Consider the following 13,357-nt stretch of genomic DNA (forward strand, 5'->3'; position numbering starts at 1 on the left):
ATCGTCTGGAGATGCCGACCGATCCCGCGGGGTGAGCCGACCGTACTGGTTAGAAGTCGCTCGAGTAGTCCTGGCTGATCCAACGGTCGGGGCGGATGGTGAACAGAACGGACTGGGCGCCGTCCATCTGATCGGCGAACGCGCGTCCGCCTTCGGGACCGAGATAGCGGACGGCAATGGCTTCCCGCGCCGCATGAGGGGACGGGGTCTCGGCATCGACGACGGTGCCCTCGACGATGACGTACTGATACGGCAGCTCTTCGCGCTGGGCGACCAAGGTCACCACGCCGGCTTCCTGGATGAGCCTGGCCTTGCGCCGGTTCGCGCCGGTGTTGACCCTGATGTCACCGCCCGGGACGTAGTCGTACCAGATCGGGACCGAGGCGGGCGGCCGTCCATCGGTCGCCGCGACCGACAACACCGCAATGTGCTTGCCCGCGAGAAATTCTTGGCGTTCGGCTTCGGTAAAGGGTTTCGGCATACAGCCTGTAACCGGCCGGTCGGTGGCTCTCTTCCCACGGGCAGCGCATGACGCTGGGAAACGAGGCGGCACCCTCGTCCGGCTGTAGAAGGTCGGGGGCGATCGGCCGAGTCCGAGCCGACCTGGCAGGCGCCGCCCCGTGGTGCGATGTTCGGGCTTGACCTTGCCCCTGGGGCAAGGCTCGAGCATGGTGGGCATGAACGAGAAAACGAAGCCAGTGTCCGACACAGTTACTTGGGACGACAAGGGCGCCTGGACGGCGAAAGGCGTCTGGGGAAGGCCTGATTCACAGGGCGGCGGCTTCTCCGTCGACCGCTGGCAGAAACCATACCGGCGGCCTGACCAACGATTTCAACCGCGACACCGGGCGCGGTGACGACTGCCTCGAGAAGTTCGTCGCCGCGGCGCGCGAGGTGGCGCTGGACTGCCCGCCCGGCAATGCTCTGTCCTACGCGGGCGTCGGCTACGTTGTGCTTGCCCGCATGGTCGAGGTGTTGCGCGGCATGACATGGGATCAGGCGATCCGCGATCACCTGGCCACCCCGCTCGGCCTCGAGCGCCTGATGACGTTGCCCGAGGAAGCGCTGAGTTTTCGTGTCGCCATGTCGCATCTCGGGGAGCCGGGCGCCTACCCGGATCCGGCGCCGGCCTGGGATCTCCTGCCGCGGTCGGTGGGCCCGGCCGGGCGTGTGATCACGTCCGCGGGCGATATGGTCCGGTTCGCGAAGATGCACCTCGACGGCGGCGTCGCGGCGGACGGCACTCGCGTGCTGGCCGCTGATGTGGTGACCGCTATGCAGCGCCACGAGATCGACACACCCGACAAGTGGAGCGTCTTCTCCGATGCCTGGGGGCTGGGCTGGACGCTCTACGACTGGGACGGAATTCGCGGCTACGGCCATGACGGTGCGGCCGTGGGCCAGTACGCGTGTCTGCGTGTGGTTCCCGAGGCCGGGGTTGTGGTCGCGCTGATGGCCAACGGCGGCAGCGCCCGTCAGCTCTACGGCGACGTGTACCGGGAACTGCTGGCCGAGCTCGCCGGTGTGCAGATGCCCGAGCCGTTCGCACCGGCGGATCCGCCGATCGAGGTGGACATCACACCGTTCCCGGGTACCTACAAGCGAGAGGGCGTCGTCATCACGGTCAGCCGCGACGACGACGGAAACGCCCACATGCGTTACGCATTCGTCGACGATATGGCGGACCTGTCCCCGCCGCTGGAGATGGACCTGCTCCCATACTCCGAGAACATCTTCGCCGCCTCCGGCGCCGGGCCCTCCTTCGCCGAAGGCTATATGCCCATCGTCTTCGCCACCCTCAACGACGGCACCGAATGCTGCTACGCCGGCATGCGCGCTGCCCCGAGGGCCGCCTGATCCATTGTCGTGGCCGTGGCCGGCGGCAGCGATATCCAGGTAGGTCGCGGCGGACTTGTGCTCGTGCGCGAGGTGGTGCGGTGTGCCGATCATCAGGGCCAATCGCGATCGCAAGCGTCCAAGGTGGTGTTCTCCGGTGCGCGACCCGCGGACCACACACGGAGATCGACCTCCGATGAGGTCTCGCCGACAGAACCACAGCCGACAGTGGTGGTCGACGGCGAAGTCTACGACTCGAGCTGCCTGCGAAACCACCGCGTCAGGACGGCGTCGACTGCCTCGGCTCCAGGGCCCTGTGGCGCCGGCTCGAGCCCCGGTTCCTCGGCCAGCGGGTGCGCGAGATTCGGCACGGTGACCAGTTCGACGTTGTCCGGCTGTGCGTAGCGCTGGCGCAGAGTGTGGACCAGCGCGGCCGCATCGGCGCGGAGGTCCGGGTGATCATCTTCTCCGCTGACGACCAGCAGCGCCGGCGCAACGGTGAGTTCGGCGGCACGGGCCACGAAGTCCAGGCTGTCGGCGACACGCTCGGCTTCGGCGGTCCATTCATACGGGTGACCGGCTATGCCCTCGGTCAAGGGGACCACCGAGCGGATACGCACGGCCGGGTTCACGAGTGCGATATGCCGGATCGGGATCGATTCTGTGGCCAGCACTCGGAGTGCGACCGCACCGCCGAGCGAGGCGCCGAGAATGCCGATCGGCTCCTTGTCGGTCGGCAGTTGATCGCGGAGTGCCGCCAGGGCTGCAGGGAACTCGTCGGCAGCCTGCTGCGCGAACGGTGCGAGGAATGCGAGTAGCGCGTCCTGGCGGGCGAGTTCGAGCACGGCGTCGACGCGCCCGTCGACCATCCGGGCGCCACACATCGGCATGCCCAGATGGACCCGCCAGGCCGGCACCCCGGCCATCGGCAGGGCTGCGGCGAACGCCGCATCGGTGCGCGGTGCGTCCAGCATGTGCCAGGTCACGATCAGTGGGGCGGGAGCGTCGACCCCGCCGTCGGGTGGCAGCGCCGTGTAGGGGACGCCGGCAGCGGTTCCAGTGATCGTTTCCATCGAGCTCCTCGGTTCGCGTAGCGATCGACGTACACCCCGATCGGCCGGGCTCACCCGACCGGCCGGGCCGGCGGATCCATACGCACAGTGTCGGACACGGCTACCGGGGACGACAAAGCCGCGGTGCTCGATGGTGGCCTGTAGGCGAACCGATGACGGCGACGACTCCGCCCGAACTGGTCAGCGCGGGGTGACCAGCCTCGCATTGCGGAGAAGCCACACCGCCGGGACCAGGCAGCACAGCAGCGCGAAGAGGCTCGCTTCCGGACCGAACGTCCCACCGGTGAGTACCTCCGGTCCGGAAAGGACGGTGCGCAGCAGGCCGGGTTCGCCGTCGGCGCCGGATACCGCAGTGCCGAACACACCGGACTCGGTGAAGTTCCAGGCGAAATGCAGGCCGATCGGCAGCCACAGCGACCGCGTGGCGGTGTAGGCAATGGCCAGCAGCGCGCCGCCTTCGACCGCGATGGCCAGGGCGCCCCACAGCGTGGCGTTGCTGTTGACCGAGTGTGCCAGACCGAAGAACAGTGCCGAGACCGTGATCGCGACGATACTGCCGGTCCGTTCCTCCAGGATGCGGTGCACCGCGCCGCGGAACAGCAGTTCCTCGGTGACCGCCACCGAGGCCATCGCGCCGGCCACGCCCAGGCAGGCCCCGAACGAGCCACCGGTGATGTCGGCGTCGGTGAACAGGACCGCGAGCAGCATCGTCGCGAGGAAAGCCCCGGCGCCGACGAGTGCGCCGTGCCCGAGCCCACGCCACCGCCCCGCGGCGGCCAGTTCGGTGACCGCCGGCCGGTTCTCGACACGGCGGGACAGCCACGTGTAGGCGAAGATCGCCCCGGCGGCCGCGCCGATCCCGAGGGCGAAACGCAGCACAGGCACACCCGAAACGAGCGCGTCCAGCCCCCGGGCGGCGATCAGCAACGCGACCGTTCCGACGAGCAGAACCGGCACCCGGAACCGCTGTATCGGTGGTTTCCGCTCGGTGGGTATGGCCATGGAAAGTCCTCTCGCCGTTGTGCAGTATGGCGAGACTACGAACGAGCCGAGCCGCGTCGCATCACTCCACGGGAGACTTCCCAGTAGTACTCGAGGGGGACACCGTACTGTCCGCTCGCTCTTCGGTCAGGCCCTCGAGGCGAGGCTTCGCGAGGCGTGCGAGTCCGGCGTCGGCGACATCGGTGAGAACGCGACGACCGCGTGCTGCCTGTTACCCGAACACAAGGTCGTCACTATCGTGAACGAGAGAGTCACCATTCAGCCACTCGGGATAGTAACCTCGCGAATCGGAAAGACGGCATCGGATCATGGCAGCAGACCTGACCGTGACTCGGACGCTGGTGATACCCGCCGCCGAGTTACGCGAGCGGTTCTCACGCTCGTCCGGCCCGGGCGGGCAGCACGTCAACACCACCGACAGCCGGGTCGAGCTGTCGTTCGACCTCGCCAACTCGCCCTCCGTGCCGGAGTCGCTGCGCACCCGGATGCTCGACCGCCTGGCGACCCGCCTGGTCGACGGGGTGCTCACGATCGCCGCTTCGGAGCACCGCGCACAGCTGCAGAACCGCGCAGCCGCCCGCGAACGCCTGGCCGCGTTACTGCGCGCCGCCGCTGCCCCTCCGCCGCCCGTTCGCCGCGCCACCAAGCCCTCGCGCGGCGCGAAGGAACGTCGCATCGCCGCGAAGAAGCGGCGCGGCATCACCAAGCGAAACCGTCGTGCCTTTCCCGACGACTAGCAACACTTCGGCTCGACCCGACCCTACGAGGTGCCGGCGGCCGATTCGAGAATCGGACGGCAACTCCTCCGAGCCGACGACATGGGGGAGGCCGGAAACCGGGTCTACCTGCGCAGGACGGGCAGGCGGGGTAGGCCGGATCATCGGCGAGCGCGGTTTCTGGCCCGCTCCGACCGAGATATCGAAAGCGAGCATTACACCGGCCGATACGACATCATGGTCGCAGATCTGACTACTCAGGTCACACACTGCGTTTTTCGACTGATCAGGGATCTGCGTGCATATGTTGAAGATATCGACCCGCACCATGCTCGGCAGCGTCATTGCCGTGCAACTCATTGTCGGTTCAGTGGGCGTCGCGGCGGCCGAGCCCGCCCCGGCGCCCGCGCCGGTGCAAGCACCCGATGCCCCGGGGTCCGGGGCGGTGGCGCCCATCGCGGCGTGCATGGCGCCCGGCGACTCCATCGAACTCCGGGCCGGCCTGGGCGCCCTGCTCGGGACCGGGAGCGGCGCGATCGCAGGGCTGCCCCTCGCTTTTGTCGGGGCCATCCCGCTCGGGATCATCGGCGGCGTGATCGGCGCCATGGTCGGCTCGACCACCTACGCGCAGGACGCCTGGCGGGCTCCGAAGGGCTGCTGATCGGACGGGGCCGCGGGGTCAGCCCTTGACAGGGTAGGTGGCGTCGAGCAGTTCGGTGAACGAAGGTCCGCCGATTCGTGCGTGCGTCCGGCCACCACCCGCGGTCCTCCGGCAGCGCCCGATACACACCGACTACGGTCGCGGCGCCGACGATCTTGCCGCGGTCGTTCATCCGCTTCGTAGAGCGGAACCCACCGGATCATTTCGGCCTCGTTGATATCCGGCCGGGTGTCGGTGAGGTCGGCGCCGTGGGGGAGATAGATGTCTTGGGGGTGGTCGAGCGTGCCGATGGCGGGCGGGGCAAACAGCGCATTTTCCAGCACGCGTAGTGAGTCGGATGCCGCCACCGCCCTCTAGCGTGGCGGGGTGACGCCGAGGGCGGCGACGGTGCCGACCCGGCCGGCCAGCAGCGTGCGACGACGCATGGGTTCGGTCTCCTCGTCCGGCGCTGGGGTGACGGCGACGATAGCGGCGGGGCGGCCATCCGCACTGTGCCTGGCGGTGAGTCAGTCAGCCAATCCGAGCAGTACCGGCGGAACGCAGAAGGCGAGAGCGAGCACAGCACACAATCGCACTTGCTGCGTCCTTCATACTGCTGTTCGTGCGTGTATTACCACGTCCCGGTACGGGAGGCGCACGATCGGGTAAGTGGAGACGCCGATCGCCTGTTCAATGCCCTCGAGCTGTGTAGCTGCGTCCTCGCTGTCGGTGGTGAGAATCTCGGTTTCGACGAAGGCACCGACGCCGGTGAGAATATCGATGCTTATGGTCGTGCCGTCATGGCCTGGGTGACGGTAGGTGGTACGTGCCTTCTCAACTCGTACAAGCTCGATCATCCCGACCGCCTCGAGCAGTGCGTTCGCCGCGCCCGCTTGGCCGGCATCGGCGAGCCGAACGTTGATTTCCCGCTTCGCGATGACACCCCGATCCGAATGGGTGGCTGTATTGGATGGCGGTTTGTAGGTGATCTCGGCCGACCCCTCGCGCTGCCGTACCCGCAGGCATTCGACGGTTTCCATGTAGTCGACATCGGATCGGCTGTAGTAGGTGTCGACTTCGGTCAACGAACTGATCTCGCGGTAGCCGAGTTCGGCGAGGCGTCGCCGCAGGGCTTCGCTGTCGGCGAGTTCGCGTTTGCGTTCGACTTCGATCAGGTCCATGCGGGGGTCATCCTTTCCAGTGAATTGCCGTGTGCAGCCGAGTAAGTGTCGGCTTCGAGCAGATCGTTTGCAGGGTGCCGAGAGCGCGTTGCAGGGTTTTGGTGTCGCTCAGCGGGATGTTCTGGAACAGCACCATCTGCTTCGCGTCGACGAGCGGGTTCGATAGGCGGTGGGTGAGGAATCGGTTGTAGTAGCGCCGGTCGCGGGTGAACACATCATCGGCCGAGACCGGCATCAGGACCAGGTCTTGGGTGGGATGGGCATTGATCGAGTGCACGGCGAACGCGGAAAGCAGCTCGTCGACGGTGAGGTAGGCGTAGGTTTCGCGGCCTTCCCGGGTCAGCCACGAATCCCAGGTTCGGACACAGTCGTCGGAGCCCTGTTCGGCCGCGGACATGAAGGCCATCAGGGCTACGTCGCTGACGGCGTCGAAGATATCTCCGTCGATCACGTGATGATCGTCGAACCGTTCACTCACCGCGAGGATGTTCGCCCGTTGCATCGCCGGCATCCGGTCCGATTCCGTCAGGGTGTAGTGCACTCGTTGTGGCCGGTCCGGAAGTCGAACCAGTCTCCGGACAGTGGTCCGTCGAGAACCGGGCGAAACCCGAGGATCCCGGAACGCCAGACATGGTCGCGGCAGGTGATGTAGTGCCGTTGCACCTCGCGGAACAGCCCGACCGGCGATTCGATCACCGCGCACACCCGGGTATTCAGTTCGGCTATGGGCACAATGCGCGAGTTCTGCCGGGCGACGACCTCGTCGTCGTGATGGTGATAGGGATGGGTGCCTTCCCGTAGGTAGTGCGGGACGAACATGCGCCAGAACTGCAACCAGGCTTGTGAGCTGTAGGACTGCACGACCCGCTCGTGCAGACTCGGCGCGGCGACGGCGTAGACGTCGCGGTAGACGAAGTAACCGTAGGGATGGAGCACGGTCGGCAGTGTCCGCATCAAGGTGTGCAGTCCGGAGTAGGCGCCACCGTAGGAGTAGACCTCGTGCATCAGGGCGGATGCGCTGATCACGTCGACCGGCTCACGCAACAGTCGCCCGATGTCCTGAGCCCATCCGTGCACCAGCATGCACGACCCGACCGCGTTGAACCGCGCGATCCCGTCCGTGAGCGAGGCCGAGGATACGCCGGGTGCTTCCACCAGTGTGAGTCGTACAGGGCGTGGATCCTCCGCTGCCCGCGTAGCGAGGTAGTCGACGGCAGCGCCACCGCCCGGGCCGATTTCGACGATATGCGGTTCGGTTGATTCGATGCGTAGCATTGCCCGGTGTACGAGTAGCCCTTTCTCGTCGCCGTGGTCGTTGGCGGCGACGTCGAGATAGGTCGCGGCCGACTTGTGCTCGCGCGCGAAGTGGTTCGGTGCTCCGATCATTACGGCCACCAGATCGTCGCCGCGATCACCAGCAGCGGTAGTCCGATCGCGATGGCGAAGCCGACCGCCACCGTGGCGCTCATGGGCTTACCTTCGCGAATGCCCAGCGGGCGAAGCTGAGCCGCGGCACCACGGTTTCCACATCGGCGACGTCCATGACCGCGTTGAGTTCGAGCGGGCTCAGGTGGTCGGGGGCTGGCAGGATCACCAGGTCGGCCCGGGCATTGCGTGCCTGGTCGGCCACACGAAGCACCGATCGTTCGTCGGGCCACACGAGGCGGTACCCAAGGTGGCGGGCGAGGTGGTGAATCTGGGCACGGTCCCATTCGGGTGCACGGCTGATGTCGTAGTCGATCCAGCCGAACGCGAACGAATGGTTCATGGCGCCGCCTGATCGGTCTGCGCGTAGTTGCGGATAGGAAGGTTGGTCCGGGAAGGACCTATTGGGTCGGTGGCGTGTAGCGCGCGGAGCCCTGCAACTATCCGTTCCAGAAGGACGCGGTGATTGTGACAGCTGGTCTGGCGATCCTGCAGTGTCGTGGACTGGCTGTTCTCAACGGGTCTGCCGACCGAAGCAACTGAAGACATTTCGTCCGGAGAAAATCCGGTCACGGCGTGGGCATCGGTGGGTCTCATCGCTGTTCCCCTCGAGATCGATTCGGTGGGCTGTCAGTCCCAGAACAGCGGTGGACCCGCATGGCAAGAAAGGTGGCAAAACCGGTGAAAGAGACTTGCCGTTGCGAACTTTCCACCAGAATCGAGTCATGCAGGAGGGGAACGTCGAACGGGTAGCGGTGCCCGACCACAATCGTCAGCGCGCGCAGGTGGCCGATGAACTTGCGCGCGAAATCAAACGTCGGCGACTGGCAGCGGGGTTGAGCCAGCGGGAACTCGCAACGCGAATCGGGTACACGCGTCAGTACGTGTCCATGACCGAATGGGAGGACGCGAATCTACCTTCCCGAGATCTCGTTGCGGCCATAGATGCCGGGCTTGACGCTGATGGTGAGCTTATGGCGATACACGATCGGAGCAAGCAAGAGCGGAAAGTCACCCGTCGAGAGGTTAGCCGAGTAGGCACAACGGGTTGCGCGGATGAACGAAGTGAGTGTGGGCCCATTGGCGTATTCGGCCCATGCACTCATCCAGGGGCGGTATCGGATGCCATAGGTTTTGACATGCCATTGGATCGCGAACAGATCGGTGCATACCTTCGGTCGCAGCGAATGTCCGAACATGCGATCACGAGTCTCGTCGAGGTAACCCGCCTGCTGGCCGGTCAACGCCAAAGTGTGGCACCGGGTGCACTCCTCGGCCCCATCGAAGCACATCGGGACACTGTTTCAGCCCTGTTCCGGAATACGAGCGACAGTCGGCTGAAAGAACGACTCGGATCACTGCTGGGTGAGACTTCCATTGTCGCAAGTCGAGTATGGAGTGCTGTCGGCGATCGTGCGATGGCGCTCTCGTACTGCGCATTCGCTCGCAAGCTGGCAGACAGCATGCGTGATCCTGTCATCGGAGGGGTGGCTCGAATATTCGAAAGCAACCTGCGGTCGGATGCAGCGACGCTGATCGGTTCGGACGGCGATGTAATCATTGGTCTGCGGATACTCAGAGACGCTGCGACGATGACGGACAGCTTGCCGCCTGCCGCCAGGGCAAGGATAGGCGCCGAGCTTGCGCAGGCGTATGCGGTGCTCGAGCTCGATCGGGAGTGCCAGGACGCTCTTTCTCGCGCACAGGACGCAGTTGACGACATTGATGAAGTTGACCGTACGGGGCTTTTCAGTGACTGGGATGCGAGTCGGCTTCTTGTCTACGAAGGCACTTGCTGGCTCTTCCTGAACAAGCCCCGGAAAGCCATCGTTGCTCTCGACGCGGCACTGAGCACAACTGGAGACGGGAACCGGAATGTGGTGCTCGCCGCACAGGTCGACCTGGCGAGCGCATACAACCAGATCGGCGAACTCGAAGAGGGGTGTCGGATTGTCGGAGAAACCCACAGCAGTCTCGTTGCCATGGGCAACCAGCGTGGTATCGAACGTGCACATCGGGCAATCGAGAGAACCACACCGTGGCGCAACGAGCAGCCTGTCCGGGCGCTCCGGGAACGGATCCGAAGTACCGAGATTCAGTGAGCGGCACCGGTCAGTGATTGGACAGCGGAAACAACCGAGTCCGGATCCAGGGCATCGAGGATCTCATCGGGAGAGTGTTCCAGTAATTCGCTGTGCTTCATCCGGTGCGTTACGACGATGACCCGAAAGCCGGCATGCCGAGCACAATAGATATCATTTGGAGCGTCTCCGACAACCACAGTCTGCGAAATGGAAAGCGGGCTTCCGAACTGGCTGAGATATCGGTCGGCGACAACAGCAGGCAGTTCCAGCCTGTCCCGGGAATCCGAGCCGTAAGCACCGAGGTCGAGTCGCAGGAGCGAATCCAGGCCGGCCACTCTCAGCTTGGTTTCTGCCGCAGATCGCAAGTTACCGGTCAAGACGGTTTGAACGAACCCATGTTTGTCCAGTTCGGCGATCGACTCGGCCGCACCGGCATAGGCCGGTTGGTCTCGCGCCAGCTCTGCTTCGCCTTCGGACATCACCTTCGCCAGTTCGTTGTGGAAGCGAGCGACGCCGGCCTGCGCCAGTTCTTGCGAGATACCCGACGTAACAGCTGTTTCGACAACGATCGACTCGTCGGTGAACCCATGCACTCGCGCTGCCGGGAAAACCACATCGGGCTCCGCAAAAGCGTAAGTACGTGCGATGGCCCTTCGAAGCCATCTCAGGTCGGCAGGGATCAGGGTGCCGTCGATATCCCAGATGACGAGTCCCGGGCGCGCCGCAGTCATGAGAGGATTCTGACAGACCCGGCCCGAACCTACGAGGCTGCGCTGACCGATCCGTCATGCGCACACAGGGGCCTGAGATGCTCGGTGCTTACCGTCGTCAGGAAAGAAATTCCAGGTGGGCCCTTGCCGGTGGCGTGCCGCTGCTCGGATCTGCCTTTGTGCCGCTAACCAAGTACTTGGCGACCCTCGCCCCGATCAGAACTTCCATCACGGTGTGATACCGCTGCTCGGCCACACTCAACTCCACCAGCATCAGGCCTGGGTCCTTCACCACGAACGTTCACGTTCGGGCGATCCAACCCGCGGCCAGCGGTGTCGAGCACCAGATGGAGCCAGTGTGTCATGCATCAGTTGAACCACGACAATCACGTTCCGCGAGTGGTTGCCGAATTTCGCCATACAGGATCAAGGCCGACGGCGCTTACGGGCCGCCGCCGGTCCGCCACGCAACGGCTTGGCTCCGTATGCTGCGCCCAGCCGGCGCGTCGACCCGACGGCAGCGCGCCTACGCCAGCACCATTCGATTCGAGATTGCTGAATTTCGATAACCGAGAAGTGTGGGGACTGAGGTTCACCCCGAATGGTGGACAGGGGATCAAGCAGCTGTAGCAGCTGCGGAGAGTGATTGTTCATAAGCGATCGGGCTGATCATCCCGATCACGGAGTGACGGCGCCGAGTGTTGTACCAGTTCATCCATTTGTCAACCGCGGCAACGAGTTCAGCCTTCGTCACGTAGGTGTGCCGGTAGTAGTGCTCGTGTTTGAAAGTCGACCACAGCGATTCCGCGCCGGCGTTGTCCCAGCAGATCCCGGTAGCGCCCATCGACCGGTGCAGGCCATGCCGATGACAGGCCGCCGCCAGGGCCGAAGCAGTGTATTGACTGCCGCGGTCGGCATGTAGGACGATTCCGCGGCCGTGTCCGCCGCGGGTAGCCATCGCCTTGTCGAGGGTGTCGGTGACCAACTCGGTGCGCATATGGTCGGCCACCGACCAGCCCAGCACCCGTTTGGAGTGCTCGTCCTTGATCGCGCAGAGATACATGTCTGCCTCTCCGCAGGTCAGGTAGGTGATATCGCTGGTCCATACGGCGTCGAGGCGGCCTCGGTCGAATCGGCGCCCGACCAGATCCGGCGGGAACGACGCCCGCGGGTCGACCACCGTGGTCGCGACCTTGAAAGTGCGGGGGCTGATCCCTTCGATACCGATCGAGGCCATGATCTTGGCGACGGTCTTCTCGGTGACTCGCTCACCGGCCTCACGCAGGTCGGCGGTGATCCGCGGGGCACCGTAGGTGCCGTCGGATTCCCGGTGATGAGCCACGATCTTGACCGCCAGGTCCGCGCGGCGCTGTGCCCGAGGCGTCAACGACCTCGAACGGCAGCGTTTCCGGTACTCATAATATCCGGACCTCGACACATTCAGTAGCCGCGCCATCCGAGCGACGTCCTCACCAGCACCGCCGGTGAACATATCGGGGGCGGCGCACTCTGCCATCAGCTCGAACCGGGCCGGTTCTGCTGCATCGCGGCAAAGTACGCCGAAGCTTTTTTCAGGAACGCAATATCTTTGTCCTGCTCAGCGACCTGCTTGCGTAACCGCAGCAACTCCGCCCGCTCGGCACCGGACAACGGCTGTTCCCGATGCACCGCAGCCGCTTCCATACGGCGGCGTTCATCGGCGACCCAGCGGCCCAGCAGGCTCTCGTGCACGCCGAGTTCCCGGGAGACCTCGGCGACCGTGCGACCGGAATCGATCACCCGATGAGCAGCCTCGACCTTGTACTCGGTCGTGAACGACCGACGCTTCCGAGACACAGCAGACATCCTTCCGCAGGATCAACAATCCTGCTAACTCGATGTCCACTACCCGGGGGGAGCCTCAGGACGACGAGAGCCGTACCCGGCCTACCTTCCGCTGTCGAGCGCGAACCACCGGCGCCGCACGTGAGGCCTGCCTGTGGTCACCCCTACGCAGTTGCGAGGCGACATTGAAGGAGTGTTAAGGCAGGAAGCTCGTTGCGTCTGGTCTGGATCAGGATTCCTCCTGGCAAGCCACAGAAGATACCCTTGACGGCCGCCCACGATTCACTGATCATGCGACCTCCCTTCGAGGTTCCCTCGCTACCGGATTCGAGCTGGTTCACGAAACCGCTGATCTTTGCTTCCAGAAGGGGGAAACCAACAAGTGCAACAAGAGCACTGCACACTGCTGCGGCCAGCAACGCCGTCACCGACGCTCCGGACCCGTACCACACGCAACGAACTTCCTACGCACTCCATTCTTAAAGTTGGACCCGGCTGGGTGTGCCTCCAGTGGGTAGCCGACACAGTACAGGTTCATGCTCAAATGTCAACTTGTGCAGTCGATCTAGCGCACCCTTCGGACGCGTGGCCTTGCTGACTGGTGGCCTGCATTGTGTTTCCGCGCCCCTCCGCCCTCAAGGGCGCCTACGGCGTCACTACGTGATGGCTCCGCCACCCATGGCCGCGGAGCCTACGCGAGAAAGGCAGGCCCTATGGGGCAGGCAGGGAAGCCAGCCCCCGTACGCGCAGGCCGCCAGTCAGCAGGGCCATTGACCGGTCCCCGATAGTGCGACCACCCGGTTTCAGAGTCCGAGCGTTGTCATCGGTATTCAGTTGATGTCGCAGCCCACCGGGTGGTGGGTGTG

At 64.8% G+C, this 13,357-nt stretch carries 16 protein-coding genes; 4 read left to right on the forward strand and 12 right to left on the reverse strand.

Annotated features, from left to right (window positions below; all coding sequences use genetic code 11):
- Nucleotides 1–49: 49 nt before the first annotated feature.
- Nucleotides 50–481: a pyridoxamine 5'-phosphate oxidase family protein gene (locus ACLML9_RS10710; protein WP_411945365.1), complete on the reverse strand. Its 432-nt coding sequence runs from the start codon at nt 479–481 to the stop codon at nt 50–52.
- Nucleotides 482–765: 284 nt separating this feature from the next.
- On the opposite strand from ACLML9_RS10710, the gene ACLML9_RS10715 reads away from it, so the two are divergent.
- Nucleotides 766–1,857 carry a serine hydrolase domain-containing protein gene (locus tag ACLML9_RS10715; RefSeq protein ID WP_411945378.1) on the forward strand — a complete coding sequence of 364 codons (1,092 nt, stop codon included), beginning with the start codon at nt 766–768 and terminating at the stop codon, nt 1,855–1,857.
- A 227-nt stretch (nt 1,858–2,084) separates the two neighbouring features.
- Here ACLML9_RS10715 and ACLML9_RS10720 read toward each other — a convergent pair whose 3' ends face one another.
- Nucleotides 2,085–2,909 carry an alpha/beta hydrolase family protein gene (locus ACLML9_RS10720; RefSeq protein WP_411945366.1) on the reverse strand — a complete coding sequence of 275 codons (825 nt, stop codon included), beginning with the start codon at nt 2,907–2,909 and terminating at the stop codon, nt 2,085–2,087.
- A 180-nt stretch (nt 2,910–3,089) separates the two neighbouring features.
- The gene (locus ACLML9_RS10725) at nt 3,090–3,911 is read right to left on the reverse strand and encodes a lysostaphin resistance A-like protein (RefSeq protein ID WP_411945367.1); all 822 of its coding nucleotides are present in this window, start codon (nt 3,909–3,911) and stop codon (nt 3,090–3,092) included.
- 308 nt (nt 3,912–4,219) lie between these two features.
- On the opposite strand from ACLML9_RS10725, the gene arfB reads away from it, so the two are divergent.
- Entirely contained in the window at nt 4,220–4,648 is a 429-nt protein-coding gene (arfB, locus tag ACLML9_RS10730) for an alternative ribosome rescue aminoacyl-tRNA hydrolase ArfB (RefSeq protein WP_411945368.1), read from the forward strand.
- A gap of 283 nt (nt 4,649–4,931) precedes the next feature.
- On the forward strand, nt 4,932–5,288 hold the full coding sequence (locus ACLML9_RS10735) for a hypothetical protein (RefSeq protein WP_039828167.1): 357 nt from the start codon (nt 4,932–4,934) through the stop codon (nt 5,286–5,288).
- A gap of 587 nt (nt 5,289–5,875) precedes the next feature.
- Here the strand turns inward: ACLML9_RS10735 and cyaB are convergent.
- The 4 genes from cyaB to ACLML9_RS10755 all read right to left on the reverse strand — a co-directional run bounded on the left by cyaB (nt 5,876) and on the right by ACLML9_RS10755 (nt 8,216).
- Nucleotides 5,876–6,448, reverse strand: coding sequence for a class IV adenylate cyclase (gene cyaB, locus ACLML9_RS10740; RefSeq protein ID WP_411945369.1), 573 nt, complete (start codon nt 6,446–6,448; stop codon nt 5,876–5,878).
- Between the two features lie 7 nt (nt 6,449–6,455).
- Nucleotides 6,456–6,926 carry a hypothetical protein gene (locus ACLML9_RS10745; protein WP_411945370.1) on the reverse strand — a complete coding sequence of 157 codons (471 nt, stop codon included), beginning with the start codon at nt 6,924–6,926 and terminating at the stop codon, nt 6,456–6,458.
- 47 nt (nt 6,927–6,973) lie between these two features.
- Complete coding sequence (locus tag ACLML9_RS10750) at nt 6,974–7,834, reverse strand: hypothetical protein (protein ID WP_411945371.1); 861 nt, start codon at nt 7,832–7,834, stop codon at nt 6,974–6,976.
- A gap of 79 nt (nt 7,835–7,913) precedes the next feature.
- Nucleotides 7,914–8,216, reverse strand: a complete 303-nt coding sequence (locus tag ACLML9_RS10755) for a hypothetical protein (protein ID WP_411945372.1) — start codon at nt 8,214–8,216, stop codon at nt 7,914–7,916.
- Nucleotides 8,217–8,598: 382 nt separating this feature from the next.
- Between ACLML9_RS10755 and ACLML9_RS10760 the strand changes: the two genes are divergently transcribed.
- Nucleotides 8,599–9,975: a helix-turn-helix domain-containing protein gene (locus tag ACLML9_RS10760; protein WP_411945373.1), complete on the forward strand. Its 1,377-nt coding sequence runs from the start codon at nt 8,599–8,601 to the stop codon at nt 9,973–9,975.
- On the opposite strand, the gene ACLML9_RS10765 is transcribed toward ACLML9_RS10760, so the two are convergent.
- The 5 genes from ACLML9_RS10765 to ACLML9_RS10785 form a co-directional block, all read right to left on the reverse strand.
- A complete protein-coding gene (locus ACLML9_RS10765; protein WP_411945374.1) occupies nt 9,969–10,688 on the reverse strand; it encodes an HAD family hydrolase in 720 nt (239 codons plus the stop codon). The genes ACLML9_RS10760 and ACLML9_RS10765 overlap by 7 nt on opposite strands.
- Before the next feature lie 97 nt (nt 10,689–10,785).
- Complete coding sequence (locus tag ACLML9_RS10770) at nt 10,786–10,941, reverse strand: hypothetical protein (protein WP_411945375.1); 156 nt, start codon at nt 10,939–10,941, stop codon at nt 10,786–10,788.
- A 342-nt stretch (nt 10,942–11,283) separates the two neighbouring features.
- On the reverse strand, nt 11,284–12,183 hold the full coding sequence (locus tag ACLML9_RS10775) for an IS3 family transposase (RefSeq protein WP_411945376.1): 900 nt from the start codon (nt 12,181–12,183) through the stop codon (nt 11,284–11,286).
- Complete coding sequence (locus ACLML9_RS10780) at nt 12,183–12,503, reverse strand: transposase (RefSeq protein WP_181062555.1); 321 nt, start codon at nt 12,501–12,503, stop codon at nt 12,183–12,185. Before ACLML9_RS10780 ends, ACLML9_RS10775 begins: the two co-directional genes overlap by 1 nt.
- Nucleotides 12,504–12,655: 152 nt before the next feature.
- Nucleotides 12,656–12,919, reverse strand: a complete 264-nt coding sequence (locus ACLML9_RS10785) for a hypothetical protein (protein WP_411945377.1) — start codon at nt 12,917–12,919, stop codon at nt 12,656–12,658.
- Nucleotides 12,920–13,357: the final 438 nt, after the last annotated feature.

The organism is Nocardia sp. NPDC002869 (genome assembly GCF_046764065.1).
GTDB lineage: Bacteria > Actinomycetota > Actinomycetes > Mycobacteriales > Mycobacteriaceae > Nocardia > Nocardia rhamnosiphila.

Coding starts and splice junctions, on each gene's coding strand:
- ACLML9_RS10710 (WP_411945365.1), bottom strand. CDS start 481: ATGCCGAAACCCTTTACCGAAGCCGAACGCCAAGAATTTCTCGCGGGC.
- ACLML9_RS10720 (WP_411945366.1), bottom strand. CDS start 2,909: ATGGAAACGATCACTGGAACCGCTGCCGGCGTCCCCTACACGGCGCTG.
- ACLML9_RS10725 (WP_411945367.1), bottom strand. CDS start 3,911: ATGGCCATACCCACCGAGCGGAAACCACCGATACAGCGGTTCCGGGTG.
- arfB (WP_411945368.1), top strand. CDS start 4,220: ATGGCAGCAGACCTGACCGTGACTCGGACGCTGGTGATACCCGCCGCC.
- ACLML9_RS10735 (WP_039828167.1), top strand. CDS start 4,932: ATGTTGAAGATATCGACCCGCACCATGCTCGGCAGCGTCATTGCCGTG.
- cyaB (WP_411945369.1), bottom strand. CDS start 6,448: ATGGACCTGATCGAAGTCGAACGCAAACGCGAACTCGCCGACAGCGAA.
- ACLML9_RS10750 (WP_411945371.1), bottom strand. CDS start 7,834: ATGATCGGAGCACCGAACCACTTCGCGCGCGAGCACAAGTCGGCCGCG.
- ACLML9_RS10755 (WP_411945372.1), bottom strand. CDS start 8,216: ATGAACCATTCGTTCGCGTTCGGCTGGATCGACTACGACATCAGCCGT.
- ACLML9_RS10760 (WP_411945373.1), top strand. CDS start 8,599: ATGCAGGAGGGGAACGTCGAACGGGTAGCGGTGCCCGACCACAATCGT.
- ACLML9_RS10765 (WP_411945374.1), bottom strand. CDS start 10,688: ATGACTGCGGCGCGCCCGGGACTCGTCATCTGGGATATCGACGGCACC.
- ACLML9_RS10770 (WP_411945375.1), bottom strand. CDS start 10,941: ATGCTGGTGGAGTTGAGTGTGGCCGAGCAGCGGTATCACACCGTGATG.
- ACLML9_RS10775 (WP_411945376.1), bottom strand. CDS start 12,183: ATGGCAGAGTGCGCCGCCCCCGATATGTTCACCGGCGGTGCTGGTGAG.